This is a genomic window from Bacteroides sp. 4_1_36, from assembly GCF_003466325.1.
Taxonomy (GTDB): domain Bacteria; phylum Bacteroidota; class Bacteroidia; order Bacteroidales; family Bacteroidaceae; genus Bacteroides; species Bacteroides uniformis.
In genome coordinates this window covers 14515-38038 of the sequence record NZ_QSOX01000025.1, presented here as the reverse complement: position 1 = coordinate 38038, position 23524 = coordinate 14515, and the positions used below count along the sequence as shown (strand labels likewise).

The 23524-nt window shown below is 48.0% G+C and carries 20 protein-coding genes and 1 tRNA gene; 10 read left to right on the top strand and 11 right to left on the bottom strand.

The genetic code is table 11. The features are described 5' to 3' along the window. Positions 1-39 precede the first annotated feature (39 nt). Together DXD65_RS18420 and DXD65_RS18415 are read right to left on the bottom strand one after the other, a co-directional pair. Positions 40-3153 carry an ATP-binding protein gene (locus DXD65_RS18420; RefSeq protein WP_117589637.1) on the bottom strand — a complete coding sequence of 1038 codons (3114 nt, stop codon included), beginning with the start codon at positions 3151-3153 and terminating at the stop codon, positions 40-42. Between the two features lie 180 nt (positions 3154-3333). After that, complete coding sequence (locus tag DXD65_RS18415; RefSeq protein ID WP_005831671.1) at positions 3334-4038, bottom strand: NigD-like protein; 705 nt, start codon at positions 4036-4038, stop codon at positions 3334-3336. 180 nt (positions 4039-4218) lie between these two features. Between DXD65_RS18415 and DXD65_RS18410 the strand changes: the two genes are divergently transcribed. The 4 genes from DXD65_RS18410 (at position 4219) to bglX (ending at position 10967) form a co-directional block, all read left to right on the top strand. Further along, positions 4219-4767, top strand: a complete 549-nt coding sequence (locus DXD65_RS18410; protein WP_005831669.1) for an RNA polymerase sigma factor — start codon at positions 4219-4221, stop codon at positions 4765-4767. After that, positions 4768-6093 (top strand): porin family protein, encoded by a 1326-nt coding sequence (locus DXD65_RS18405; protein WP_005831667.1) that lies wholly within the window; start codon positions 4768-4770, stop codon positions 6091-6093. Positions 6094-6269: 176 nt separating this feature from the next. Further along, positions 6270-8732, top strand: a complete 2463-nt coding sequence (locus DXD65_RS18400; protein WP_005832495.1) for a beta-glucosidase — start codon at positions 6270-6272, stop codon at positions 8730-8732. A 30-nt stretch (positions 8733-8762) separates the two neighbouring features. Continuing rightward, on the top strand, positions 8763-10967 hold the full coding sequence (gene bglX, locus DXD65_RS18395; protein ID WP_117589639.1) for a beta-glucosidase BglX: 2205 nt from the start codon (positions 8763-8765) through the stop codon (positions 10965-10967). Positions 10968-11035: 68 nt separating this feature from the next. Here bglX and pflA read toward each other — a convergent pair whose 3' ends face one another. Both pflA and pflB read right to left on the bottom strand, forming a co-directional pair. After that, the gene (gene pflA, locus DXD65_RS18390) at positions 11036-11761 is read right to left on the bottom strand and encodes a pyruvate formate-lyase-activating protein (protein ID WP_005831659.1); all 726 of its coding nucleotides are present in this window, start codon (positions 11759-11761) and stop codon (positions 11036-11038) included. Between the two features lies 1 nt (position 11762). Further along, positions 11763-13991, bottom strand: a complete 2229-nt coding sequence (pflB, locus tag DXD65_RS18385) for a formate C-acetyltransferase (RefSeq protein ID WP_005831658.1) — start codon at positions 13989-13991, stop codon at positions 11763-11765. Between the two features lie 554 nt (positions 13992-14545). Between pflB and DXD65_RS18380 the strand changes: the two genes are divergently transcribed. The 6 genes from DXD65_RS18380 (at position 14546) to DXD65_RS18345 (ending at position 18708) form a co-directional block, all read left to right on the top strand. Continuing rightward, positions 14546-14630 (top strand) — tRNA-Ser (locus DXD65_RS18380). A gap of 273 nt (positions 14631-14903) precedes the next feature. After that, positions 14904-16133: a site-specific integrase gene (locus DXD65_RS18375; protein ID WP_117887855.1), complete on the top strand. Its 1230-nt coding sequence runs from the start codon at positions 14904-14906 to the stop codon at positions 16131-16133. 84 nt (positions 16134-16217) lie between these two features. Continuing rightward, entirely contained in the window at positions 16218-16748 is a 531-nt protein-coding gene (locus tag DXD65_RS18370) for an ORF6N domain-containing protein (protein WP_117887854.1), read from the top strand. 633 nt (positions 16749-17381) lie between these two features. Then, positions 17382-17915 (top strand): antirestriction protein ArdA, encoded by a 534-nt coding sequence (locus DXD65_RS18355; RefSeq protein WP_004329650.1) that lies wholly within the window; start codon positions 17382-17384, stop codon positions 17913-17915. Between the two features lie 77 nt (positions 17916-17992). Further along, positions 17993-18214 (top strand): DUF3873 domain-containing protein, encoded by a 222-nt coding sequence (locus DXD65_RS18350; protein ID WP_005924228.1) that lies wholly within the window; start codon positions 17993-17995, stop codon positions 18212-18214. Positions 18215-18225: 11 nt separating this feature from the next. Continuing rightward, on the top strand, positions 18226-18708 hold the full coding sequence (locus tag DXD65_RS18345) for a DUF6956 domain-containing protein (protein WP_007845751.1): 483 nt from the start codon (positions 18226-18228) through the stop codon (positions 18706-18708). A gap of 203 nt (positions 18709-18911) precedes the next feature. Here the strand turns inward: DXD65_RS18345 and DXD65_RS18340 are convergent, their stop codons facing one another. The 7 genes from DXD65_RS18340 to traK are packed head-to-tail and all read right to left on the bottom strand — an operon-like array spanning position 18912 to position 23504. Beyond that, entirely contained in the window at positions 18912-19232 is a 321-nt protein-coding gene (locus DXD65_RS18340) for a hypothetical protein (RefSeq protein WP_004308767.1), read from the bottom strand. Between the two features lie 12 nt (positions 19233-19244). Beyond that, positions 19245-19703 (bottom strand): DUF3872 domain-containing protein, encoded by a 459-nt coding sequence (locus tag DXD65_RS18335; RefSeq protein ID WP_004329653.1) that lies wholly within the window; start codon positions 19701-19703, stop codon positions 19245-19247. Positions 19704-19716: 13 nt separating this feature from the next. Continuing rightward, complete coding sequence (locus DXD65_RS18330) at positions 19717-20298, bottom strand: conjugal transfer protein TraO (protein WP_007845747.1); 582 nt, start codon at positions 20296-20298, stop codon at positions 19717-19719. 3 nt (positions 20299-20301) lie between these two features. Continuing rightward, positions 20302-21237 carry a conjugative transposon protein TraN gene (gene traN / locus DXD65_RS18325; protein WP_053398660.1) on the bottom strand — a complete coding sequence of 312 codons (936 nt, stop codon included), beginning with the start codon at positions 21235-21237 and terminating at the stop codon, positions 20302-20304. A 33-nt stretch (positions 21238-21270) separates the two neighbouring features. Beyond that, a complete protein-coding gene (gene traM, locus DXD65_RS18320; protein ID WP_117887853.1) occupies positions 21271-22602 on the bottom strand; it encodes a conjugative transposon protein TraM in 1332 nt (443 codons plus the stop codon). After that, entirely contained in the window at positions 22580-22876 is a 297-nt protein-coding gene (locus tag DXD65_RS18315; RefSeq protein WP_007845742.1) for a TraL conjugative transposon family protein, read from the bottom strand. Before DXD65_RS18315 ends, traM begins: the two co-directional genes overlap by 23 nt. Before the next feature lie 4 nt (positions 22877-22880). After that, a complete protein-coding gene (gene traK, locus DXD65_RS18310) occupies positions 22881-23504 on the bottom strand; it encodes a conjugative transposon protein TraK (RefSeq protein ID WP_004308760.1) in 624 nt (207 codons plus the stop codon). Between the last annotated feature and the right edge of the window lie 20 nt (positions 23505-23524).

The following is a 23524-nucleotide window of genomic DNA, read 5'->3' as shown; positions in this document are numbered from 1 at the left end:
CATCCGGACGTTGGCATGCTTCTTCCGTCCGGATGTTTTTTACATAAAGATAATATGCTGCTTCAGTATAGCTGATATTTGTGTCCTCAGCTGATTGGCATTGATAGGTTTAGCCATATATGCGTCGAAGCCGTTTTCCATGACCTGCTGTTCATCAGAAGCATAGGCAAAGGCGGTGACGGCTATGATGGGGACTTGTGTAGAGTATTTGCGTATTTCCCTGGTCGCTTCGTAACCATTCATCACCGGCATGTTGATGTCCATCAAAATAAGCTGCGGGTCGTATTCCCTGAACATATTCATGGCTTCCTGACCATTCCACGCATGTATCAGATTGTAGTCTTTTCGTAGGATGGACTCAATCAACCGGAAGTTGCTGTCATGGTCTTCGGCAACCAAGACGGTGATTTTCTGCTTTTTTACTTTTATAGGTTCGGTCTTGCTTTCTGCCTGCCGGATGCGGCTTGCCGGCACATAGGGGAGGGTGAACCAGAAGGTAGAACCTTCGCCGGGCTTGGAAGTCAGTCCGATATTGCCTCCCATGTGCTGTACCAACATCTGGCAGATGGATAATCCCAGTCCAGTGCCTTGGGCAAAATTGTTGAGCTTGACAAAGCGGCCGAATATGCTCTCTTGTTTGTCTTCGGGGATACCGCATCCCGTATCGGATACGTAGAAATAAAGCATCTTGTCGTCTTGCAGCTTGTAGCCAAAACGGATACTGCCTTCTTGGGTAAACTTAATGGCATTGGTCACCAGATTGATGACGAGTTGAGACAAGCGGTTACGCTCGGAATGAATGTGGCATTCGGGCAGTCCGGGCTCAAAGGAGAGGGTGACATTCTTTTCGGGCGATAGCTTTAGGCAGAGCGAACTTTCCAGCTCTCTCATCACTTTGTTCAATTCAAAATCCGTATCAATGAATTCCATTGTGCCTGCTTCTATCTTTGACAAGTCCAGAATGTCACTGATGAGTTGCAGCAGCAAAGTATTGTTGTTCTCAATGATGCTGACGTATTCTTGTTTTTCTTCCTCCTCTTCGGTGGAAGCCAATATTCCGGAGAATCCCACAATGGCATTGAGCGGCGTACGGATTTCATGGCTCATGTTGGCGAGGAATGCGGATTTCAGTTTATTCGACTCTTCCGCACGGTTCTTGGCGGAAACCAGTTCCGTCTCCATCTTTTTCCGTTCAGTGATAACCAGCGAAGAGCCCACCAGGGTCAGCGGCTTATTGTTCTCGTCGTAGGTTTCTACGGCGGCCTGGGCCTCCACCCAGTCGAAGTGTTTGTGTCCGTCGGCATGATTGATGACGCGGTATTCCTCCTTGACTTTCTGGATACGTCCCTCAATCAGGTCTGTATAGGCTTGTTTCACTTTTTCCAGGTCTTCCTTGTGTATTTTGGAGAAATACTGGCTGTCGGGTACGGACAGCTGTTCATCGTCCATGATACCGGCATTATTGCTGAGCTCTATCGGCTTGTTGACATCGCAGAGTATGGTGTGTGTCCGGAGGTTCCATTTCCATGGTACGATGTTGGCAACGTCGAGTGCCATGGAAAGTTTCCGGTTTGTCGACCTCAACTGTATTTGGGTGTGGTGCAACTCGGTGCTGTCAACGCAGAAGACGTGCATGTATTCGCCATTGTCGCTAGCCTTGACTACAATGTCGTAGAAAGTGTCTATCTTCTTGTAATAATAGGGGAAAGTTACGGAACGTTTCTCCTTCAATGCCATATTCATGAAATGGAGGAACTCGTTCATGGATTCGGGAAATAATTCGCTTCCCCGCTTGCCGACAGCCTCTTTGCGCATGATAAATCTGTCTTCGAAGAAATTGTTGACATCTATATATAAGGTGTCAGTAATGCGCCCTTTTTCATCTTTTATAAGTTTCTCATACATGTATAGGATGGGCATGTTGTTTATCAGATTTCGGTATTTGAGATTGCTGTCCAGTTGTTGCTGCTGTAATCTTTTGATTCTACTCAGTGACTGTAGGCGGAGATATTGGAAAAAGAACAGCAGAGTTATGATTGCGGCAGTGATACTGATAATGACATATTCGTACTTTTCCCAGAAGGTGGGAGGCATGTTGTAGAATATGGTACCCTTGGGGCATAGCTTCGGATTCAGGTCACGCTGCAGAAGGGATTTATAGTTGAATACGGGGGCTCCGTCGTCGGGATAGTATAACGGGATGTTGCGTGCCGGGGTACCATCCAATATCTTGTGGATGGTTTCCAGTAGCCGGGCATTATATTTCTCTTTGTTGTAAATGTAGCCGCCTACAATCCCCCCTTCTTCTTCAATACCGATGGCCCTTAGCGAAAACAAAGGGATGGGGGCGGTAGAGATGACCCGGTGGGAATTACTCCTCATGATATTGTCATGGGGAGAGCTCTTGTACAGCCAGGATGAAAAGATGACTCCGGTAGTATGGGGATTCACGTGGTTCAGTATATTGAAAAGGCTGTCCGTTCGGATGTCCTTCGCACTAAGGAACTGGTAATCCAACTCCGGATACTTTTCACGGATAATCTCGGACAAGTCATAGTCGTTCTGCTGGCAGATGTATGTTTCATCCCCTATATACATGACCTTATCCATTTTGGGGATGAGTTGCTTCATGAGTTGCAGGTTCTCGTTCAGGTATACACTGGATTGCATTAAGGTCAGATTGTACTTCTTCTGTAGGTCACTGATGGGAATACGCTCTGTGCGGGGCAGGGCGTGCTCGCGTATCATTGTTTCCTTAGGACCGGTATAATCCCTCTCACCACATAATATCATGGGGATATCGGGCCACTGCCGGTTCAGTTCATCGCACATGATGAAACTTCCGCATCCGATAAGCACGATAAGTTTAGGGTTCTTGTAACTCTTGAACAAGCTCTCTTTGAATGTCTCCAGTTTATTTTCCTCGTCAAGTGTCAGCATTTTCATGTGTGCGGTGTATACTCCGATGTGGCTGTTCTGTGATGCCATGTTCACAATGGAGGTGATGAAATCATTACTCCAGGGATTGGCTTCTGTATAAGTGTTGATTATCAGAATATCGTCGACGTCTGTTGCGGGAGATTTTCCATATAGGGTGTCTGTGCAGGTGAACGAGCAGAGTATTGCAATTACTGTTCCCAGTATGTATTTCATATCCTTTGGACCGTTTTAATGTTTGCTATTGTGAAAATTCTTACAAATGTAGGGGTTTCCCGGTGGATAGACAAAGAAAAAGATGAATTTAAGCGGGATATGGAAAAACAAAGCGGAGCAACATATTGAAATGTTACTCCGCTTCTCATTGAGATGTTGAAAAATGTGTTTTCAGGAGATTTAGTTGTTTTCTTTTTTAATGTCTATGGTCATGAACCGTTCACCGTCATATAGACTTTTGACGCGGATGTTCAGTCCTTTTTTCTCTTTCAGCTGTTCCGCTATATTGTCCAGCTTGAAGGAGGCCAGTCCGGTGCCCAGTGTGAGCTGGCTGTCATTGTAGGCATTGTGGCGGAATTCGAGATTGACGTAATCCGGTTTGTCGTTCTCGCCGGTGGATGCTTCGTTGATGACCAGGTTCAGCATGTGCTTCTTATCTTCGTTGTTACTGTGGTAGAATTGATACTTGATGTTCAGATACTCACCCGTAATCCATAAATCCGTGGCGTTGATGTTGTCGTCTCCGATACTGTCCGCCTTTTCGGCAGGCATGGAGTAGATGTCTTTGGTCAGAATATTTTCGATGTGCTTTATTTGGGCATTGTATTCGTAGCCTGGAAGTTTCTCTTCCAGTTCGCGGAAGTAGATGAAAGCCCTCTGGCCGTCTGTTACGGCATAGTCGTGAACATAGGTTGTGTCACTGGGATATAGTTTACTGCCTTCGTCCAGTGAGAAATAGTAGTCTTTTCCTTCGATGACCTTTACCGTACCTACGGCGAACAAAGTGTCATATTTGTCATCCCAATCGTCCAGGCATGATTGCAATACAATGGCAGTCAGGAATAAAAGCATGGATGTTGCCAATGTCATTCTCAGTTTCTTCATAAGTGGTAGGTTTTAGCTCTTTTCTGTTTAAAACTTATTTTTGTATTCAGAAAATGCGGTGAAAAGCTAAATACTGCGTAGTATACTGTTAAAGAAATGAAAGTATGATTTTCTTCTCTGCCTGATGCAGTATTTTTGCGCCGATTGCATTTATAGGGTAAACACGTGTTAAAAGAGAGAATGGAAGAACAGGAATTGGCAGAACGCTGTAGGCAAGGAGACAATCTTGCCCGCAAAGAACTGTATGAGCGCTATGCGGGACGCATGCTCAGCGTATGCCTTCGTTATGCAGGTGACCGGGAGACTGCCCAAGACCTGATGCATGACGGTTTTCTGAAACTTTTTGATTCTTTCGATAAGTTCACTTGGCGGGGAGAGGGTTCTCTGCGGGCATGGATGGAACGCGTAATGGTGAATACGGTGTTGCAGTATTTGCGGAAAAATGATGTGATGAATCAGTCATCGGCCTTGGAGAATGCACCTGAAGCTTATGAGGAACCGGAAGGTTCGTCAATAGATGTCATTCCTCAAAAGGTACTAATGCAGTTTATCAGTGAATTGCCTGCCGGCTATCGTACCGTATTCAACTTATATATTTTTGAAGAGAAATCCCATAAGGAGATTGCTCGACTATTGGGAATTAATGAAAAATCCTCTGCCTCGCAGTTGACGCGTGCTAAAGCGACTTTAGCGGCAAAAGTACGTGAGTGGATGAAAAGAAATGATTAAATGAAGGAACGTATGGAAGATGAATTGTGGTTGAAAAAGATAAAGGACAAGCTGGAAGACTATTCCGAACCGCTGCCGGTTGCCGGATGGGAGCGGTTGGAGAAGGAATTGTCCGTTTCCGGAGCTCCGATAACCGGACCGCATAGGATGATACCTTTCCGTCGCTGGGCGGTGGCCGCGGCAGCTGTGTTGCTGGTGGCGGTTTCGTCCGTCAGTCTGTGGCTGTTGCAGAGTCCGGTAGGGAATGAAATGCGGCATACGTCAGTGCCCGCTTTGGCTGTGGCTCCGGACGTCTTGCCGGAACAGACAGTACCTGCCATACGGACTAATTCCATAGAGCCTGCTTATCGGGCACATGGAAATGCATCGGCGCCCAATAAGGAGGCAAGTCACCCTTTGGTTGCACAACATATCAGAATATCGGTTGGCGAAGAACAGCAGGAGGAAATGCTGCCGGTTGAAACTGCAGATGAGGTTGTCGGTATTGGACAGCAGGCGGAAGAACCGGTAGTGGAAGATACGGACCATGAAACTACAATGCAGACCGAGGAACCGGAGACAAGGGAAGACCGCTATCGTCCGTCAGGCCGGGACAAACTGCATCTTCCGGAAAAAAACAGTTCTGGTAGGGATGCTAAAGGATGGGCGGTTGGCTTGTCCGTAGGAAATACGGGAGGTTTTTCATTGGCGAATGAAGGGGAAGCGAATGTGATGTCGGACTACATGCCTGGAAGTCCTATTTATGGCGGTAACGTAGATTTATCCTCTACGGCCAATGGCATTGTTACTATTCCCGACGGGCAGGAACTGGTTTTTAAGGATGGTATGCCCTATCTGCAAAGACGCGAAAAGAAAATTGCGGATATAGACCATAAACAACCGCTCAGTTTCGGTGTTTCGGTGCGGAAAAACTTGGCGAAGGGTTTCTCTGTGGAAAGCGGGCTGACGTATACCTATCTTGCTTCTGACGTAAGGTATGAGGGCAGCTCGGAAAAGATAAGCCAGAAGCTGCATTATATTGGCATTCCGGTACGGGCCAACTGGAACTTTGTGGATGCAAAGAACTTTACGATGTACGTTTCGGCGGGGGGTGCCATTGAAAAATGTGTGTATGGCAAGATTGGTACTGAGAGTGAGACTGTGAAACCGGTACAGCTTTCTGTCATGGGTGCTGTCGGTGCCCAGTATAACATAAGCAATAGGGTGGGCCTGTATGTGGAACCGGGAGTATCTTATTTCTTTGATGACGGTTCGTCGATACAGACTATACGCAAGGAGAACCCGTGTAACTTTACGTTGCAGGCCGGTATACGTCTTACTTATTGATAGCAGGACAGACATGTTTTTGTCCACTTTCTTGTAGATTCAGAATTTTCTTAATAACTTTCGGCCGTGTTTCTTCGTTGGTGGATGAAGGGACACGGTTTTTTATTGATTGAGAAGAAAGAAAGTAGGTCGGGACATGCCCGGCAATATAACAAACACGTAGTAAAATAGACAAAATGAAGATTAAAAAGAAAGTAGCCTTAAGCGGGCTATTGCTTTGTTGTGCAATCACGGCAAAAGCACAAGTGTGTATTACTCCCCAGGTGGAGCAGCGTGCCAGGGAGTTGGTTTCTCAAATGACGCTGGAAGAAAAAATCGATTACATTTCCGGTCCCAAATCTTTTTATATCCGGGCTGTACCCCGGCTTGGCATACCCGAAATCAGGATGGCCGATGGTCCGCAAGGCATACGTAACAATACTCAAAGTACCTTGTATCCTTGTGGCATCTTGTCGGCTTCGACATGGAACCGTAAGTTGGCTAGAGAGCTGGGACATGGTTTGGCCCGGGATGCAAAGGCCCGTGGGGTAAGTATTCTGTTGGGGCCTGGAGTCAATATCTACCGCTCTCCTCTATGCGGGCGAAACTATGAGTATTTTGGTGAAGACCCTTATTTGACGGGCGAAACTGCTAAAGAATATATCTTGGGAGTGCAGGAAGAGGGAGTTATGGCTACGGTGAAGCATTTTGCGGCCAATAACCAGGAGTGGAGCAGACATCATGCCAGCTCAGATGTGGATGAACGCACGCTGCAGGAAATTTATTTTCCCGCGTTCCGAAAAGCTGTGCAGGAAGCAGGAGTAGGGGCGGTTATGGATAGCTATAATCCGCTGAACGGGGTACATGCCACCGAAAACAGCTGGCTGAACATTGATGTATTACGCAAGCAGTGGGGATTTAAAGGTATCCTGATGTCTGACTGGACATCTGTATATTCCGGTGTGGGAGCCGCTAATGGAGGGTTGGATTTGGAAATGCCCGTCGGTAAATTCATGACCAGGGAAATTCTTATTCCGGCAATAGAGAATGGTATCGTGAAGGAAGAGACCATTGACGCCAAAGTCCGGCATATACTCCAGACATTGATTGCTTTTGGAGCACTTGATACTCCGAGAGAAGATAAATCTATCGATAAAGACAATGCACAGTCTAAGGAAATTGCACTTGACTTGGCGAGAGAAGGAGTAGTCTTATTGAAAAATGATAACGGTACGTTGCCTTACCGGAACGGTAGAACATTGGTAATCGGGCCTAATGCCGATATTATTCCCACAGGAGGAGGAAGCGGATTTGTCACCCCTTATTCGGTAGTGTCACTCTATGACGGTATGGTTCAGTTGAAGGGCGGCAGACAGATAGAGCTGCTGTCTGACAGCATTCTTTATAAGGATATGTCCCAACAGATTTATACGGATGGCAGTTTTACGCAAAACGGTTTTAAGGGCGAATATTATAATACTCGTAATCTTACCGGAGAACTCTTTCAAGCTGCCATAGAGCCTGCCATAGACCATGCCTGGAAATACGGTGCACCGTTCGACGGCATGCCGGTAGATCAGTTTTCTGCCCGTTGGACGGGAGTTTACAAGGCTGACAAGGATGGAACTGTCAAGTTCCAGCTGGCTGGCGATGACGGATACCGTCTGTTTGTAAACGATAAGCTGATTACCGGAGATTGGGGGAACCATTCATTCAGTACCCGCAGTGCATTTATGCAGGTCAGTGCAGGGGAGATATACCGGTTGCGTATTGAATATTTTGATAATGTGGGTGAGGCGACTGTCAGTTTCCAGGCAGGAATGATGGATGAGGAGCGTTTGGCCTCTTCACTGAAGCATGCCAGGAATGTTATTGTATGTGCCGGGTTCAACAGCAGTACAGAAGGTGAAGGGTTCGACCGTCCGTTTGCATTGTCATACGGGCAGGAATATCTCATTAATAAAGTGGCTTCACTTCATGATAATGTGGCTGTGGTGGTGAATGCCGGAGGTGGAATAGATTTCCGCAATTGGGGGCAGAGTGTACAAGCTATTTTGATGGCATGGTATCCGGGGCAGGAGGGTGGAAAGGCCCTTGCCGAAATCATTACGGGCAAGCTTTCGCCAAGTGGCAAACTACCAGTCAGCATCGAGGAAAAATGGGAAGATAATCCGGTATATGGTAATTATTATGACAATCGCAATGTACCTCATAAACGGGTGCAGTATGCCGAAGGTGTTTTCGTAGGTTATAGGGGATATGACCGGAACGGAAAGCAGCCGCTCTATCCTTTCGGGTATGGACTGTCATACAGTAGTTTTGAATATAGTAATCTGAGTGTTGAGAAGACGGGGGGAAGCCGGGTTACGGTAAGCTTTGACATCAAGAATACCGGAAAGATGGATGCTGCGGAAGCGGCTCAGGTATATGTGCGGGATGTGGAATGTTCTGTTCCGCGTCCATTGAAGGAGTTGAAAGGCTACGATAAGGTTTACTTGAAGAAGGGTGAAACCAAGCGCGTTCGGATATTGCTGGATGAGGAAGCCTTTGCCTACTATGATGTGGAATCACATCGGTTTGTAGTGGAAAAGGGGACTTTTGAGATTCTGGCAGGTCCTTCTTCAGCTGATTTACCATTGAAGGCAACTGTTGTTTTATGATAAAATAAATATCAAAACAAGAATGGCAGTATGAAAAAGATAATAATACTGATGGTTTGTCTGTGGGGACTTGGTAACACCTTTACCTCGGCACAAACTACGGAGAAGGAGAAATTCATCTCAAGCTTGATGAAGCAGATGACGCTGGATGAAAAGATAGGCCAGCTTGCACAATGCACCTACCGAGGGAATTTTACCGGACCCGACGGTGGAAATATTCCTAAAGAAGAGTATGTCCGGCAAGGCAGAATAGGCTCTATGCTGAATGTGATAGGAGTAAAGGATATACGCCGTTATCAAGAGCTTGCTTTGCAATCGCGTTTGCACATTCCTTTAATTTTCGGACTGGATGTTATCCACGGCTATCGTACCGGATTTCCGCTTCCGCTTGCCGAGGCTGCAAGTTTCGATTTGGCCATGATTGAGGAAGCTGCACGCTACAATGCTTTGGAAAGTGCCGCTGATGGTTTGAACTGGGTTTTTGCCCCGATGGTGGATATTTCGTGGGACGCACGTTGGGGACGCGTCATGGAAGGGGCCGGTGAGGACCCTTATTATGGTTCTCGGGTAGCGGAGGCGCGTGTCAGAGGCTTGCAAGGAGACGATTTGGCAGACACGACGACTGTCATGGCATGTATGAAACATTTTGCCGGATATGGTGCACCGATAGCAGGAAAGGAGTATAATAGTGTGGATATGTCAATGGGCCACTTTGCCAATTTTTATATGCCTCCCTATAAGGCGGCCATAAAGGTAGGAGCAGCTACCGTGATGAGTGCTTTCAATGATTTTAATAATATTCCTTGTACTGCCAATGATTTCTTGCTCAACCGGCTATTGAGAGAGCAGTGGGGATTTAAGGGATTTGTTGTGTCCGATTATAATTCGGTAGAGGAATTGGTGAACCACCGTTATGCTGTTGACAAGAAAGATGCCGCAGCCAAAGCGCTGAATGCTGGTCTGGACATGGAGATGGTAAGTACCTGCTACTTGACTTATCTGAAGGAGCTTGTTCAAGAAGGGAAAGTAAAGGAGAGTGTGCTTGATGATGCAGTACGGCGTATATTGGAGAAGAAATATGAGTTGGGATTGTTTGAGGACCCTTTTCGCTACTGTAATCCGGAAAGAGCGGCCAGAATACTCAATGCGCCCGAAGTCCGTAATGCTTCGCTCCGTATGGCCGAGCGTTCCGTTGTATTGCTGGAGAATAGGGAATCTGTGCTTCCGTTGACGGCACAGACGAGGAAGATAGCCTTGATAGGAGGACTCTCAAAATCCCAGTACGATATGGCAGGTGCTTGGGCTGCCACTACGGACCGGAACAAAGTGGTGACCTTATATGATGCATTGGTCCGGAAAGGACTGGAGGTGAGCTATGCTGAAGGCTATGATATGAAGAGCAATCAGTTGACCGGATTGCAGGAAGCATTACAGGCTGCTGAGGCTTCGGATGTCATTGTTGTGGCGGTAGGCGAGAGATTCGGTCAGAGTGGCGAGAAGGCTTCCAAAGTGAATATAGCCATACCCGAGGGGCAGCAGAAGCTGGTGTCGGAACTGGCAAAGACTGGAAAACCTGTCATTGCTCTTGTCATGTGTGGGCGTCCGGTAATCTTCAATGAGATAAGGGAACATGCTGATGCGGTACTGTGTACTTGGTGGCTGGGAAGTGAGGCCGGCAATGCCATATGCAATGTGTTGTGGGGAGAGTATAATCCTTCGGCTAAATTGCCCATGACATTTCCTGCACACGTAGGACAGATTCCCATTTATTATCAGAATAAGAGCACCGGCCGCCCTACCGCATTGAAACAGACCTATAAGGCATCTTATATCGATGCTTCCACTGAGCCTGCCTATCCTTTCGGATATGGGCTTTCGTACACGGATTTTGGATATTCTGATTTGAAACTGCTGCCGGGCAAGGCTGCAGGCGTCCATACGGAGGTGTCGGTAAAAGTGACTAATACCGGTAAGTGTGCAGGAGAGGAAGTAGTTCAATTGTATGTGCAGGATAAGGTAGCCTCTGTTACGCGTCCGATAAAGGAATTGAAGGGCTTCAGGAAAATTCATCTGAATGTGGGTGAAAGCAAAACTGTAGCTTTTCAGATAACTGACGATGCACTGGGATTCTATGACAATGAGATGAATTATATGGTAGAACCTGGTGATTTCGTCTTTATGGTGGGTGGCAGTAGTGATGATGTACAGCAGATTACCTATAACTTGAAAGAATAGGATTCTTACCCTATAAATGAAAAGCAAGGCTGTCTGGAATCATATCCGGACAGCCTTGCTTTTCTGTTTTAGTTGGTTATCACATTCGTGAAATACTCTTTGAACAGTTTTTCTGCCCGTTCCAGTTGTTCCGGAGTATTTTCCTTCACTTCTTTCAATTTGTAATCCCATCCCATGGCTTCGTATTTGTGAACACCCAGACGGTGATAAGGAAGTATTTCCACCCGTTGTATCTGCTGGTATTTGCCAAGACTTTCACCCAGCAGGCGGGTGTCTTCTTCCGAATCGCTGTAACCGGGGACCAGTACATAGCGCAGCCAGAAGGGGTGTTCATGTTCTTCGAGCCAGGCAGCGGTGCGGAGTGTCTGTTCGTTGCTTCGTCCCGTCAGCGTACGGTGGCGTTCGGGATTGAATTGCTTGATGTCCAGCAGCACGAGGTCAGTCAGGCTAAAGAGCTCTTCCACCTTTTCATTCCAGATGCCTCCGTTACTGTCCAGACAGATATGGATGCCGTTCGCCTTCAGCTCCTTGAAAAGAGGAATCAGCGCTTCTGCTTGCAGGGTAGGCTCACCGCCGGAGAAAGTAATACCTCCTTTCTTCCCGAAGAATGCCTTTTGGCTGATAGCCATTTGCAGAATCTCTTCCGGAGTGGTGGGAGTGCCTCCTTTTACATCAATCGTATCCGGATTGGCACAATACAGACAACGGAACGGACATCCTTGCAGGAAAACGACGAGCCGGAGACCCGGCCCGTCGAATGTTCCCATACTTTCGTAGGAGTGTACATTTATCATATTACATTCTTTCGTGGAATGAACGGCTGATGACTTCCAACTGATGCTCGCGGCTCAACTTCACGAAGTTCACGGCATAGCCGGAAACGCGGATGGTGAGTTGCGGATACTTTTCAGGATGTTCCATGGCATCTTCCAGCATTTCGCGGTTCAGTACGTTTACGTTCAAATGGTGGGCACCTTTGGTGAAGTAGCCGTCCATCATGGTTACCAGGTTCTCTACACGTTCTTCCGGTGTCGGGCCCAGTGATTTGGGAACAATGGAGAACGTATTGCTGATGCCGTCCTGCGAGTCGCGGTAGCGCAATTTGGCTACGGAGCTCAAGGAAGCGATGGCACCGTTCTTGTCACGTCCGTGCATTGGGTTGGCACCCGGAGCAAAGGCAACACCTTTGGCGCGTCCGTCCGGAGTGGCACCGGTCTTCTTGCCGTACATCACGTTGGAGGTGATAGTCAGCAAGGAAAGGGTGGGACGGGCATTCTTGTAGACAGGCAGCTTTTTCAGTTCTTCGCTGAAATAGTAAACGAGGTCTACTCCCAGGTGGTCCACACGGTCGTCATTATTGCCGAAGCAGGGGAATGAACCTTCAGTGTCGAAACCTTCGGTCAGGCCGATTTCGTTGCGGCGTGCAGTGACTTTGGCATATTTGATGGCGGACAGTGAGTCTATGGCGATGGAAAGGCCGGCAACACCGTATGCCAGATTGATGCGTGGGTCGGTATCGATGAATGCCATCTGGGCTTTCTCATAATAATACTTATCATGCATGTAGTGGATGATATTCATGGCCTCGTTGTAGACACGGGCTATTTCAGTCAGTACCTTCTTGTAGTTGGCCATAACTTCCTCAAACTTCAATGTCTCACCGGTCAATACGGGAATACCTTTCACCATGACAGTTCCGGTATTTTCGCAACGTCCACCGTTGATGGCGAGCAGCAGGGCCTTGGCAAGGTTGGCACGTGCGCCGAAGAACTGGATTTGTTTGCCGATGGCTTGGTAGGATACACAGCAGGCGATGCCGTAGTCGTCGCAGTTGCGCACTTCACGCATCAGGTTGTCGTTTTCGTACTGGATGGAGCTGGTATCTACAGAAACTTTGGCGCAGAAATCCTTGAAGCCTTCCGGCAGTTCGGGACTCCACAATACGGTCAAGTTCGGTTCCGGAGAAGGACCGAGGTTGTATAGCGTCTGCAAAAAGCGGAAAGAAGTCTTGGTGACCTTCACGCGTCCGTCATTGAAGCGTCCTCCGATGGCTTCGGTCACCCAAGTCGGGTCACCGGCAAAGATATCATTGTATGATTGCATACGCAGATGGCGTACCATGCGCAGCTTGATGACGAACTGGTCTATCAGTTCCTGTGCAAACGTCTCATTGATTTTTCCGTGAGCCAGATCGTATTCAATGAATATATCGAGGAACGAAGATACGTTACCCAGTGACATGGCTGCTCCGTCCTGCTCTTTGATGGCAGCAAGATATGCCATGTATACCCATTGCACGGCCTCTTGAGCTGATGTAGCCGGATGGCTGAGGTCGAGTCCGTAATATTCGCCCATAACCTTGATGTCCTTCAAAGCTTTGATTTGTTCTGCCACTTCTTCGCGTAGACGGATGCGTGCTTCGGTCATCGGGCCGGTGAGGTTGCGCAAGTCCTCCTGCTTGGCTTCAATCAGACGGTCGATGCCGTAGAGAGCCAATCGGCGGTAGTCGCCGATGATACGTCCGCGGGCATAGTTGTCGGGCAATCCGGTAAGGAATCCCAGTGAGCGGAAGGAACGGATTTCTTCGGTATATACATCGAATACGCCGTCGTTATGTGTTTTGCGGTAATGGGTGAAGATGTCTTTTACTTTATCGTCCACTTCCACTCCGTTTTCACGGCATGCTTTTGCTACCACGTTGATGCCTCCGAAAGGTTTGATGGATCGTTTCAACAGTTCATCAGTCTGCAAACCGACAATAAGTTCATTGTCCTTATCAATATACCCGGCTTTATGAGAAGTGATGGTAGATACGGTGGTATTGTCCAGTGAACGGACGCCATTGTTGTTCCTTTCTTCTTCGAGAGCCTTCAGACAGATGTCCCAGATACGTTTGGTACGTTCGGTAGGTCCCTGCAAGAAAGATGCATCCCCGGTATAGGGTGCGATGTTTTTACTGACGAAATCACTGACATTGATTTCTTTATTCCAAAGCCCATTGGTAAAGGTTTTGTTCAATTCCATAAAATTTGTTTTTGTTAGTAGGTTAGATAATGTTATCCTTTAGAGCGCGCAAAAATACTGAATAAATTCCGTAATTTTATAAGAGATACTTCTCTTTTTATGTTGAACAGCATAAAATAACTATTATTAGGTAGTGAATGTCCGGGGGAGTAGAGATGTTAATACTTTCTTTATATGTGGTTTATGAATTGAAACAAGAACCGAATAATAATCTGCATTATTTACAAATGATGTAGGTTTAAGGAACAGTCGTATTCTGAACCTAATTCAGTCGTATAGTGAATGCCATTCAGTCGTATACTGAATAGGGTTCAATCGTATACTGAATGTGGCTCTTTGTAAATATACTGATAGCCAGTAAGTTATAAAACTCTGTCTTGCCCTTGATAAATTTCAACAAATAGCCTAAATGCCGTTATGTTCGTTCCGTAGTGGGTATAAACAAGAATTTTGGTATAATTGCTCTGTTTTTGTGCAGAAAAGTTTGTAGAATAAAAAATGATTTGTATCTTTGCACCGCTTTAAAAGAAAAGCACTTCTGAAAAAGAAGTTTTGGAGAGGTGGCAGAGTGGTCGATTGCGGCGGTCTTGAAAACCGTTGTGCTGCGAGGCACCCGGGGTTCGAATCCCTGTCTCTCCGCTGAACGTGCTGGACAGAAATGGTCAGCAAACGGACAAAAAGCTACAAATCAATGATTTGTGGCTTTTTTTATTGCCCGAAAGTCCTGCTTCCAAGACTTCAAAAGTACGGTAAAAGACAAAGTTTCGTTACTAAATCGTTACCTATTCCCTGCCGGACAAAAACGGTAACGAATTGTCCATAAATGACCTGATAATGACTATATTAGTCCATAGTCTGCATAACTCGAAAACGAGAGGTAAAAACTAATTTTGCAACTAAAAATTTTGAGTTATGAAATCGACATTCAAGGTTCTTTTTTATTTGAAGAAAGGTTCTGAAAAGAAAAACGGCGAGGTTATGATTATGGCACGCATCACCATAGACGGCAAACTTTGCCAGTTCAGTACGAAACAGAGCATCCAGCCCGACAACTGGAACACGGCTGCGGGCAAAGCCAAAGGCAGGGATGCCGGGAGGATAAACGCCCTTTTGGACGACATACGTTCTTCCCTGAATACCATTTACCACGAAATGCAGCGGCGTGACAACTACGTGACCGCCGAGAAAGTGAAAAACGAGTTTTTAGGTCATAGCGAGAGCCACGAAACAATCCTTTCATTGTTCCAAAAGCACAATGACGATGTGAAGCAGCTTGTGGGCATATCCAAGACGATAGCGACCTACCGCAAGTATGAAGTGACCCGCCGCCACCTCGCTGAATTTATCCAAAGCAAGTACAACGTATCGGACATATCCATAAAGGAGATAAGCCCGATGTTCATTACCGATTTTGAGTTGTATTTGCGTACCGCCTGCAAGTGCGGCTACAACACCACCGCCAAGTTCATGCAGTTCTTCAAGCGTATCATCATCATTGCCCGCAACAACGGCATACTGGTGGGCGACCCGTTCGCCAGCTACAAAATCCGGCTGGAGAAAGTGGACAGGGGTTATCTGACAGAGGACGAGATTAAAATTATCCTTAAAAAGAAAATGGTTTCCGAACGGCTGGAACACGTCAGGGACTTGTTCGTCTTTTCCTGTTTCTGCGGTCTGGCATACAGCGATGTCGCCAATTTGCGGCAGGAGAATATCCAAAAGTCCTTTGACGGCAACCTTTGGATAATCACCAAGCGGGTAAAGACGAATACGGACGTGAATGTCCCCCTGCTGGATATTCCCAAGATGATTTTGAAGAAGTACAAGGGCAAGTTGCCGGACGGGAAGATACTTCCCGTAATCAGCAATCAGAAGCTAAACGCCTACTTGAAAGAGATTGCCGATATATGCGGTATTAAAAAGAACCTGACATTCCACCTTGCCCGGCACACGTTCGCCACGACCACCACGCTGTCAAAGGGCGTACCCATTGAAACGGTGTCCAAGATGCTGGGACACACAAACATAGAAACTACGCAAATCTACGCCCGCATCACCAACAGCAAGATAGGCAGCGATATGCAGGGGCTTGACAAGAAGTTTGTCGGCATCGAGAAGATTTACAAGGAAGTTGCCATGTAATCTTGATTATATGGAACTGGTCACAATTTGTGACCAGTCCTTACTATTATTCCAACATTGCTAAATCTCCTAAAATATACGATTATGGATTTGCAGATTATCCAAAACAAGATTTTTGAGGTCAGAGGTTGCCGGGTGATGCTCGATTATCATTTGGCAGAACTCTACCAAGTGGAAACACGAGCCTTGAAGCAGGCGGTCAAGCGCAATATCGAGCGTTTTCCGGGTGATTTTATGTTTGTACTCACCCGAGAGGAAGCTAACTTGCTGTTATCCATAGGGGTATCACATTTTGTGATACCCCCTGATTACAACTTCGGCGTTGCTATGCCTATGGCTTTCACCGAGCAGGGCGTAGCCATGCTTTCTTCGGTTCTCCGCTCCAAAGTAGCCATAGAAGTAAACATTTCAATCATGCGGGCTTTTGTCCTCATGCGCCAAATGGCAATCGGTTACGAGGAACTGTCAAGGCGCATCGAGGAACTGGAGGTAAGCACCGATGCGCAGTTCAACGAACTGTACCAAGCCCTTACCCAGCTTTTGAGCCAGTCGAAACAACAGAAAGAACGCCGCCCGGTAGGTTTCGTTACCTATAACCGTGACAAAAACGAATAGGTAACGATTTCGGTAACGAAATTCCGCCTAACAAACTATATCCCAATAAAGTACATTCTTCCACCTTGCGGGCAGTCCACCGACTACCCGCATTTTTTATATCCTTTTCCAACTGGCACATTCCCCGAAACGCCAGCCGTGCGTGGCATGGCTGACTGTATTTCGTGAAAAGAGCCGTTGGAAACCCGCACAAGCGTATTGCAAGCAAGCTCACAACACCCTTGCCTTTCCCGCCCGCATGGAGTGTTCCCTAAAAGATGAAAGAGAACAGGCACTTTTCCCCTGTTTCCCTATCTGTAAATCTTCCTCTTACGCAGTCCCCCAGCCGGGACAGTCGTTTTAATCATTTCAATAGGCAAAGGTAGTTACGTGTTCTTCACGATTTTGCAAGGTCGAGCCGTTCCGGTTTGGCGAAAAAATCTTCCCTGCCTTGCGAGGTATTTTTTGCCCAAAACCTTGCAAACTCTAAACACTACCCTTTTACGCCTATGTGAAACGAAAACGACCGACCCGACCGGAAGACGCATAAAAAAAAAGTCGGATTTACGGGAAACAGGAAAAAAGTTCAGTGAAACTTCAACTCCCTCACCTCTCAAATCCGCATAAAATTAAAAACTTAAAAATTACAGCAATATGGAAGCAAAGGTATTATCGGAAGCAAAAGTTTATGTAGGCACTTATGCCAAGTACAACAACGGTTCATTGTCCGGCGCATGGCTCGACCTTTCGGACTATTCGGACAAGGAAGAATTTTATGAAGCCTGCCGGGAACTTCACAAGGACGAGGAAGATGCGGAATACATGTTTCAGGACTGGGAGAACGTGCCGGAGGGCTTAATCGACGAAAGCTGGATTTCTGAAAACTTCTTCGCCCTGCGTGATGCGGTGGAGGATTTGAGCGACACCGAGCAGGAAGCCTTTTTCGTGTGGTGCAACTATAAAAGCCATGATTTGGGCGAGGAAGATGCGGACGACCTTGTACGTGATTTCCGGGATGAATATCAAGGGGAATATGACGATGAAGAAGATTTCGCCTATGAAATTGTAGAGGAATGTTACGACCTGCCGGAGTTCGCAAAGACCTATTTCGATTACAAACAGTTTGCCCGTGACCTGTTCATGTGCGATTACTGGTTTGATGACGGCTTTGTGTTCCGTGCGGCATAACAACCAATCCGGGCGGGGTGTCAAAGCCCTGCCCGCTTAAAACAACCAAGTTTATAACCATAAAAAAATAAGACATCATGCAGTCACTTAACAAAAACGGGGTAAGCATCACCCAAACACCGGGAGAAGAAAAGTTCGTGAAATGCCGTTTAGGGGCTTTCAGGGGACAAATTTATTATCAATATGACTACCGCCACACGGACGGCGAACTTTTCAGCACGGTAGCCAAAACGCTGGACGAGTGCCGCCGCAGGCGTGACGAATGGGTAGCGAAGAAGAACGGAGTAATAAACAAGTAAATTTCAGGGACATGAAAACGACAGAAGTAAACAAGGAGCTTATCGGCAGGCGTTGCGAGTGTATTTTTACGGGCTTAATGGTAACGGGCGTTATCGAGGACACAGAAGAAAACGAACACACCATAGAGGTAAAAGTCCGTTTCGACCACCCGCACCAGTGGGGCGATGATTTGTATAATGATGTGTGGGCGTGGGGGCGCAAAATAGACGAGTTCGGCACGCTGCACCATTTGCAACTGTTGGAGGACAAACCGGACTTTCAGATAATGACGGTAGTTTTCGGCGAGCCAATCAGCCGGATAGACCGCAGTGTTTTTGCAGATGTGGACACGTGGGGCGTCTGTTCCCTGCAAGGCTGGGTAAACAGCTATGAAAGTGTCCGGTTTGTAGCCATAGACGACCATACGGCAACCATCACGGGCGAATATAACATGGAGCAGGTAAAGGTGTGGTTAGAGAAATACACGTCCATAAAGAGCCTTAAAACCAGTTGATAGAGGACGGCGGCTGCTTGCCGCCGTTACTTTCTTCCGTGAGCCTGCCAGCGGGTGAAGAAAGTAACAAAGAAGCCTTTCGTTTTCCCTATCATGGAAACAGCCCGCCGATGCTTCCCGGCGGGCTGTCTGCCCGATATTTACGCTTTGCGTATCATTCCATACCCGGTTTCCCAAGAGGATGATAAAAACGGATGTCGCAACTATAAATCCTCATAGTGAATAAATTTTACACCAAGTATGCACACGGTTTCTTCTTCCTCGATGTCATATTTCCATGTCCGTTTATTGACAAGCATTTCCGTTTCGCAATCGAACCATACCATTACGGGCGCATCATCTTCTTCGTCCGCCCATTTGAAAACCTGATTGGACGGCGTTTTCCATAATTCAGCACTGTCACGTTCGGAAATACAGTCCTTGTCCACAATGATGATGTCACCTACTGCCGGAACTGTATCTGTTTCCAACGTGGTTTCTATGTACCACGAGATGCCTTCTATATCCAATTCTATTTTTACCATGTCGTTTTGTTATTAGGGGGTTATTGTTTCCGTTCCTTCTTCGCTGTTGTCATTATTGAATGATAGTGTAAGTTGCTGCATCTGCCCGAAGCTGTCGATGATATAAATGTCAATCGTCTGCTGGTCGGTCGATGCCGAGGTGTAGTAGAGCCTGAACGTTTCTTTCTCCAGCGGGTAAAGGTCGTTGGGCAGGAACACCGTGCCGTTATCCATTTCCAGCTTTCCTTTGCCGTCCGGCTGGAAATACCGTATCTGATAGGTAGTCGGCTGGTAATAGCCGCCACGCACCAGTCGGCAGCGTATTTCGGCGGTTTCCCCGACTTTCAGCCTTTTGGGTACTGGCAGTGTTTCGATGCTGAACGGGTACGCCTGCTGAATATCCAAGTTGTCATTACAGGCGGTGACAAGCACGAGGGCGGCCACGATGTAGCAGCCCATGATGATTTTATACATTACATTCTTCATATACATTATTATATAGCGGTCAGTTGATAATGAATTTCAGTCCCAAAGATACCTGCGTGTGGAACTTGCCTATGTCCGAGCCGAACAACGCCCGTTCCCTTGCGTTCAACAGCAGAGCCACCCGGTCGGTCAGGTAGGTTTCCAGTTCCAGCGTCAGCGCACCGCCGTAAATGAAGCAGTCCTTATCCAGCAAGGTAGAGCCGTCCGGCAGCAGCTTTTCGCTTCGGTTGCTTGTTTCGTACCCGGCGAGAGCCGACAAGCCCAATGAAAGGAAAAAGGTCTTTCGTCTGTCCGATAGGAATTTCAGGTAATAGCCGCCCTCTGCGGTGAACTGTTCTACGGGTATCTGCATATCCTTGTAGTCATACTTCTTGTGCAGGTATTCGCCGCCAATCACCCAGCGGTTGGCGTTCTTGGTGTAAACGCTGTACGCCGCCCCGATGTGGTAGGCGAAATCACTGCCAGCGTTCCAATGCACCCCGTCCGTCATGCCCGCCGTGACCTGCAAGCCTTTCATGCCCGGCAGGTATCTTTGTGCGTGTGCCTGAAACGAGGTCAGGCACAGCGCAAAGAGCATCATTATAAAGATGTGTCTTTTCATTCCCTATTTGATTTTTAGTTCGTCAATCACTTCTGCGTTCACGATGTCGGCGTTTTCCACCCGTATGGTCTGATGCCGCCCGCCGTTCTTCTCGTAGAGTTCCACGACCAGCAGCTTGTCGTCAGGAATGGTAAACTTCGGCAGGGCGTACACCGTGCGCACGGTCGATTTCCCGGCAATCTCTATCACCTCGTTGTAGCTGCGTACCGCATCCAGTACCGTTTCCTGAATAGCCGTGCGTTTGGGCACTTTCTTATCGGTTATCTTAAACCTGATGAAGTCCGTGTCGAAAGGCACGTTGGAACTGTTCTTTGTCTGCGTGTGCACGTAGAGCATCCCGTTATAGGTGTAAATCCCCTTGATTAAGAACTGTATGCCGAAACGCTTGCTACCCAAGTGGCGCACTTTCCGGTCATTGTTCTTGTAGATGCTCTGCATTATCAGCTTCACTAATAGCGGGCTTTCATTCCCCAGTTCCCGGAAATGGATGTTCATCCGGGTATGCGAGAAGTCGGACGTATCTTCATTCTCCAAGAAGTCCTTCATTTCGATGTTGAGCATTTCCGGTTCACGGGCGTACTTGGCGTTGAACGAAAAGAAACTGCCGTCCTCGCAGATAACGGAGAAGTTCGTTTCTCCCGGAAAGCCCTCTGTCGTGGCTTTCACCCTGATTACGTTCTCCGCACCGTCCGCCTTGCCCGCTATGATGTGGTTGCTTCCCAAATCGACATAGCGGACGGCGGCGGGGAAGATGATATGCACCGTCTTGGCAAAGGTCACTTCCACGCCGTAGGGCGTAACCATTTGGCGGTACGGGAGTTTCCGGGTAATCCCCCGGTACAAGTCGTTGCCAGCCGCATACTTCACGGTGTCAGCGGTTTGTGCGTTTGCCGCACACACGCCCAGCAAGAGGGCGAACAATCCAAAAATCTGTTTCATTGCTAATTGAAATTTTAACGGTTGATAAAATGGTTATTGTTGTTTGGCATACAGCATGACTTTATAGCCTGCTTTCAGCTTCACTTTCACGGTTCGGAACTTCTTGGCGAGGTAGCCGGACGTTCCTTGCAGCAATCCCCTTGTCACGTCCATAGCCACCTGCTGCCCGGCACTTTGGGCAAAGGAAATGCTTGTACCCAGCCCGCTTCCGATATTCGCCATAGCTTCGTTGAACGCTTCCTGCTCCATAGAGGACGGGACGGAAAGCCCCTTTTGCCCGTCCGTGTCGAACACGGCGAGTTCCACCGGGATGATGTTGCCAGCGTACTCAATCGAGGACACCAGTATGTCGAGCCGTTCGCCCTGCACCTTTGCCGTCCCCGCCACAAGGGTATTCTTCGGCACAACGATATTTCCCGCCTGCATGGGTTCGAGCAGCCGCAGTTTCACCGCCTGCCCGTCCACCAGCGTTTGGTCTTGGTGTATGCAGGCGGCTACCGTGTTCTTTCCCATAGCGTACCCCGTGCCTACCGCCGTGTTGAAGCCGTAGTTTCGTGGCTGGCTGTAAGCCCGGATGAAGTCGGCATCGCTCATGGGCTGCTGCAATCCCGAAACGGTCGTTTCCCGGATAGCCTGCACCGGAATAGCCGGAGTGCCGATACCGCCGCCGTTCTGCCCGGCTGTCGGTATTTGGGCAATCTGCCCCCTTTGTCCGTCCTGCCCGTTCATGTACTTTGCCGCCAGCTCGTAGGACTTTTCCAAGAGTGCCATTTGGTCGTCAGCCGTAGGCGTGGCGTTCTGCTGCTGTTTCAGTCGGTCGGTCAGTTCCGCCACCTGCCGTTTCAATTCCTCTTTTTCCTCGTCCACAGGGGGCGTTTCGTAGAACGTGCTTAACTGGCGGTTGATGTCCCGGTAAGCCGCCCGTGAAGAAGCACCGCCGCCCCTTTGTGGCTTCGGATCTTCTTCCGGCAGCAGGTTGATTTCCTCTTGTGGTTCTTCCGTATCATCATCCAGCGTGAAACCGAAGTCCTGCAAGGATTGTATCTTGTCCTGCTGTTTGCGGTTTGTCACCGCCTGCTCGTAAGCCTTTTGCTTGTCGGCTATAATCCCGTCCTCTGCGGGCAGGGGTATGTCGGCATTGAAGCCGCCCACGCTTTCCACATTCACGTCCTCTTTGCCGGAGGGTGCGAATATCAGGTACATGCACCCTGCAAAGGCAAGGAACATCAGCGGGAAGACTATCATTTTCCTGCGCTGCTGCACCTGCTGCGGGGTAAGTTCCCGTTTGGGCTTATTTTCCTTTTTCGGCTTCCCGTCCGCCTGCGGTGCGGTCGTGCCGTTCTCATTCTTCTGTACTTCTTCCATATTGCGGTCTGTTTAACGGGTTGATACTTTGGGTTGTGTCATTGCCGTGCAACGGCAGTTGTCTGATGTGTTCTATTTGCAGCCTTTGCCCGTCCCGTTTCCCGATATTGTAGATTGATGAAACGGTGATGTAGATAGACAAGCCGCCGAAAAAGAAGAACATCAGGAGGATAACCGCCAGCCTTTTGCCCGGCGTAATCCGTCCGCACATTCGGCGCAGGCGGTCGTCCGCCCAGTCCCGCACCTTTTCGATGTGGTTTCGTTTTCTCTCCATAAGGCTATCTTTTAATGGTCTGCAAATCCTTGTTCTCGGTAATGGTGAACGCTTCGATGATGAAGCCGTGCGGGTTGTTGTCGCTTCGTGTGGCGTTAAGCAACCGGCACGAGGTCACAAGGCTTCGCACTGTCAGGCTGCTTTCCCGGACAATCAACTGGCGGGCATACGTGTTCACCTTGTAGGGGTACTGGTCGAAGTCGCACTTCACGCTGTCAATCTCCACCGTCTGCGTAACGTTTCCGGAAATCACCCGGTTGTAGTAGCCCTTTTCCGCCAAGTCCTTGTAATAGTTGAAAGCGGTCTTGTCGGCGAGAAACAACGAGCGTTTGATGTTGCTTTCGATAGCCCCCTTTTCGGGTGATAAGGTGAAGAAAAGTTCGTGGAAACGCCGCACGTGCGACTTCGCTTCCACGGGTCTGTTCTGCGCCATGTCCTGCGAGAGTGCCAGCATCAGGCTTTTGCCGTTGTCGAGGACGTATATCTTCTGCCGCTGCTTTTCGGCGAAGCTGTACGAGTTCCACACGGCAAAGCCCGTCACCAGTGCGCACAGGCAGATGAATACCAGCGCAAAGAGCCTGATTTGCCGGAAACTCGTTTCGATGTTCGTTAATGACTTAAATTCCATATACTAAATATTGATGTTGG

Coding starts and splice junctions, on each gene's coding strand:
- DXD65_RS18420 (WP_117589637.1), bottom strand. CDS start 3,153: ATGAAATACATACTGGGAACAGTAATTGCAATACTCTGCTCGTTCACC.
- DXD65_RS18415 (WP_005831671.1), bottom strand. CDS start 4,038: ATGAAGAAACTGAGAATGACATTGGCAACATCCATGCTTTTATTCCTG.
- DXD65_RS18410 (WP_005831669.1), top strand. CDS start 4,219: ATGGAAGAACAGGAATTGGCAGAACGCTGTAGGCAAGGAGACAATCTT.
- DXD65_RS18405 (WP_005831667.1), top strand. CDS start 4,768: ATGAAGGAACGTATGGAAGATGAATTGTGGTTGAAAAAGATAAAGGAC.
- DXD65_RS18400 (WP_005832495.1), top strand. CDS start 6,270: ATGAAGATTAAAAAGAAAGTAGCCTTAAGCGGGCTATTGCTTTGTTGT.
- bglX (WP_117589639.1), top strand. CDS start 8,763: ATGAAAAAGATAATAATACTGATGGTTTGTCTGTGGGGACTTGGTAAC.
- pflA (WP_005831659.1), bottom strand. CDS start 11,761: ATGATAAATGTACACTCCTACGAAAGTATGGGAACATTCGACGGGCCG.
- pflB (WP_005831658.1), bottom strand. CDS start 13,991: ATGGAATTGAACAAAACCTTTACCAATGGGCTTTGGAATAAAGAAATC.
- DXD65_RS18375 (WP_117887855.1), top strand. CDS start 14,904: ATGAAATCGACATTCAAGGTTCTTTTTTATTTGAAGAAAGGTTCTGAA.
- DXD65_RS18370 (WP_117887854.1), top strand. CDS start 16,218: ATGGATTTGCAGATTATCCAAAACAAGATTTTTGAGGTCAGAGGTTGC.
- DXD65_RS18355 (WP_004329650.1), top strand. CDS start 17,382: ATGGAAGCAAAGGTATTATCGGAAGCAAAAGTTTATGTAGGCACTTAT.
- DXD65_RS18350 (WP_005924228.1), top strand. CDS start 17,993: ATGCAGTCACTTAACAAAAACGGGGTAAGCATCACCCAAACACCGGGA.
- DXD65_RS18345 (WP_007845751.1), top strand. CDS start 18,226: ATGAAAACGACAGAAGTAAACAAGGAGCTTATCGGCAGGCGTTGCGAG.
- DXD65_RS18340 (WP_004308767.1), bottom strand. CDS start 19,232: ATGGTAAAAATAGAATTGGATATAGAAGGCATCTCGTGGTACATAGAA.
- DXD65_RS18335 (WP_004329653.1), bottom strand. CDS start 19,703: ATGTATATGAAGAATGTAATGTATAAAATCATCATGGGCTGCTACATC.
- DXD65_RS18330 (WP_007845747.1), bottom strand. CDS start 20,298: ATGAAAAGACACATCTTTATAATGATGCTCTTTGCGCTGTGCCTGACC.
- traN (WP_053398660.1), bottom strand. CDS start 21,237: ATGAAACAGATTTTTGGATTGTTCGCCCTCTTGCTGGGCGTGTGTGCG.
- traM (WP_117887853.1), bottom strand. CDS start 22,602: ATGGAAGAAGTACAGAAGAATGAGAACGGCACGACCGCACCGCAGGCG.
- DXD65_RS18315 (WP_007845742.1), bottom strand. CDS start 22,876: ATGGAGAGAAAACGAAACCACATCGAAAAGGTGCGGGACTGGGCGGAC.
- traK (WP_004308760.1), bottom strand. CDS start 23,504: ATGGAATTTAAGTCATTAACGAACATCGAAACGAGTTTCCGGCAAATC.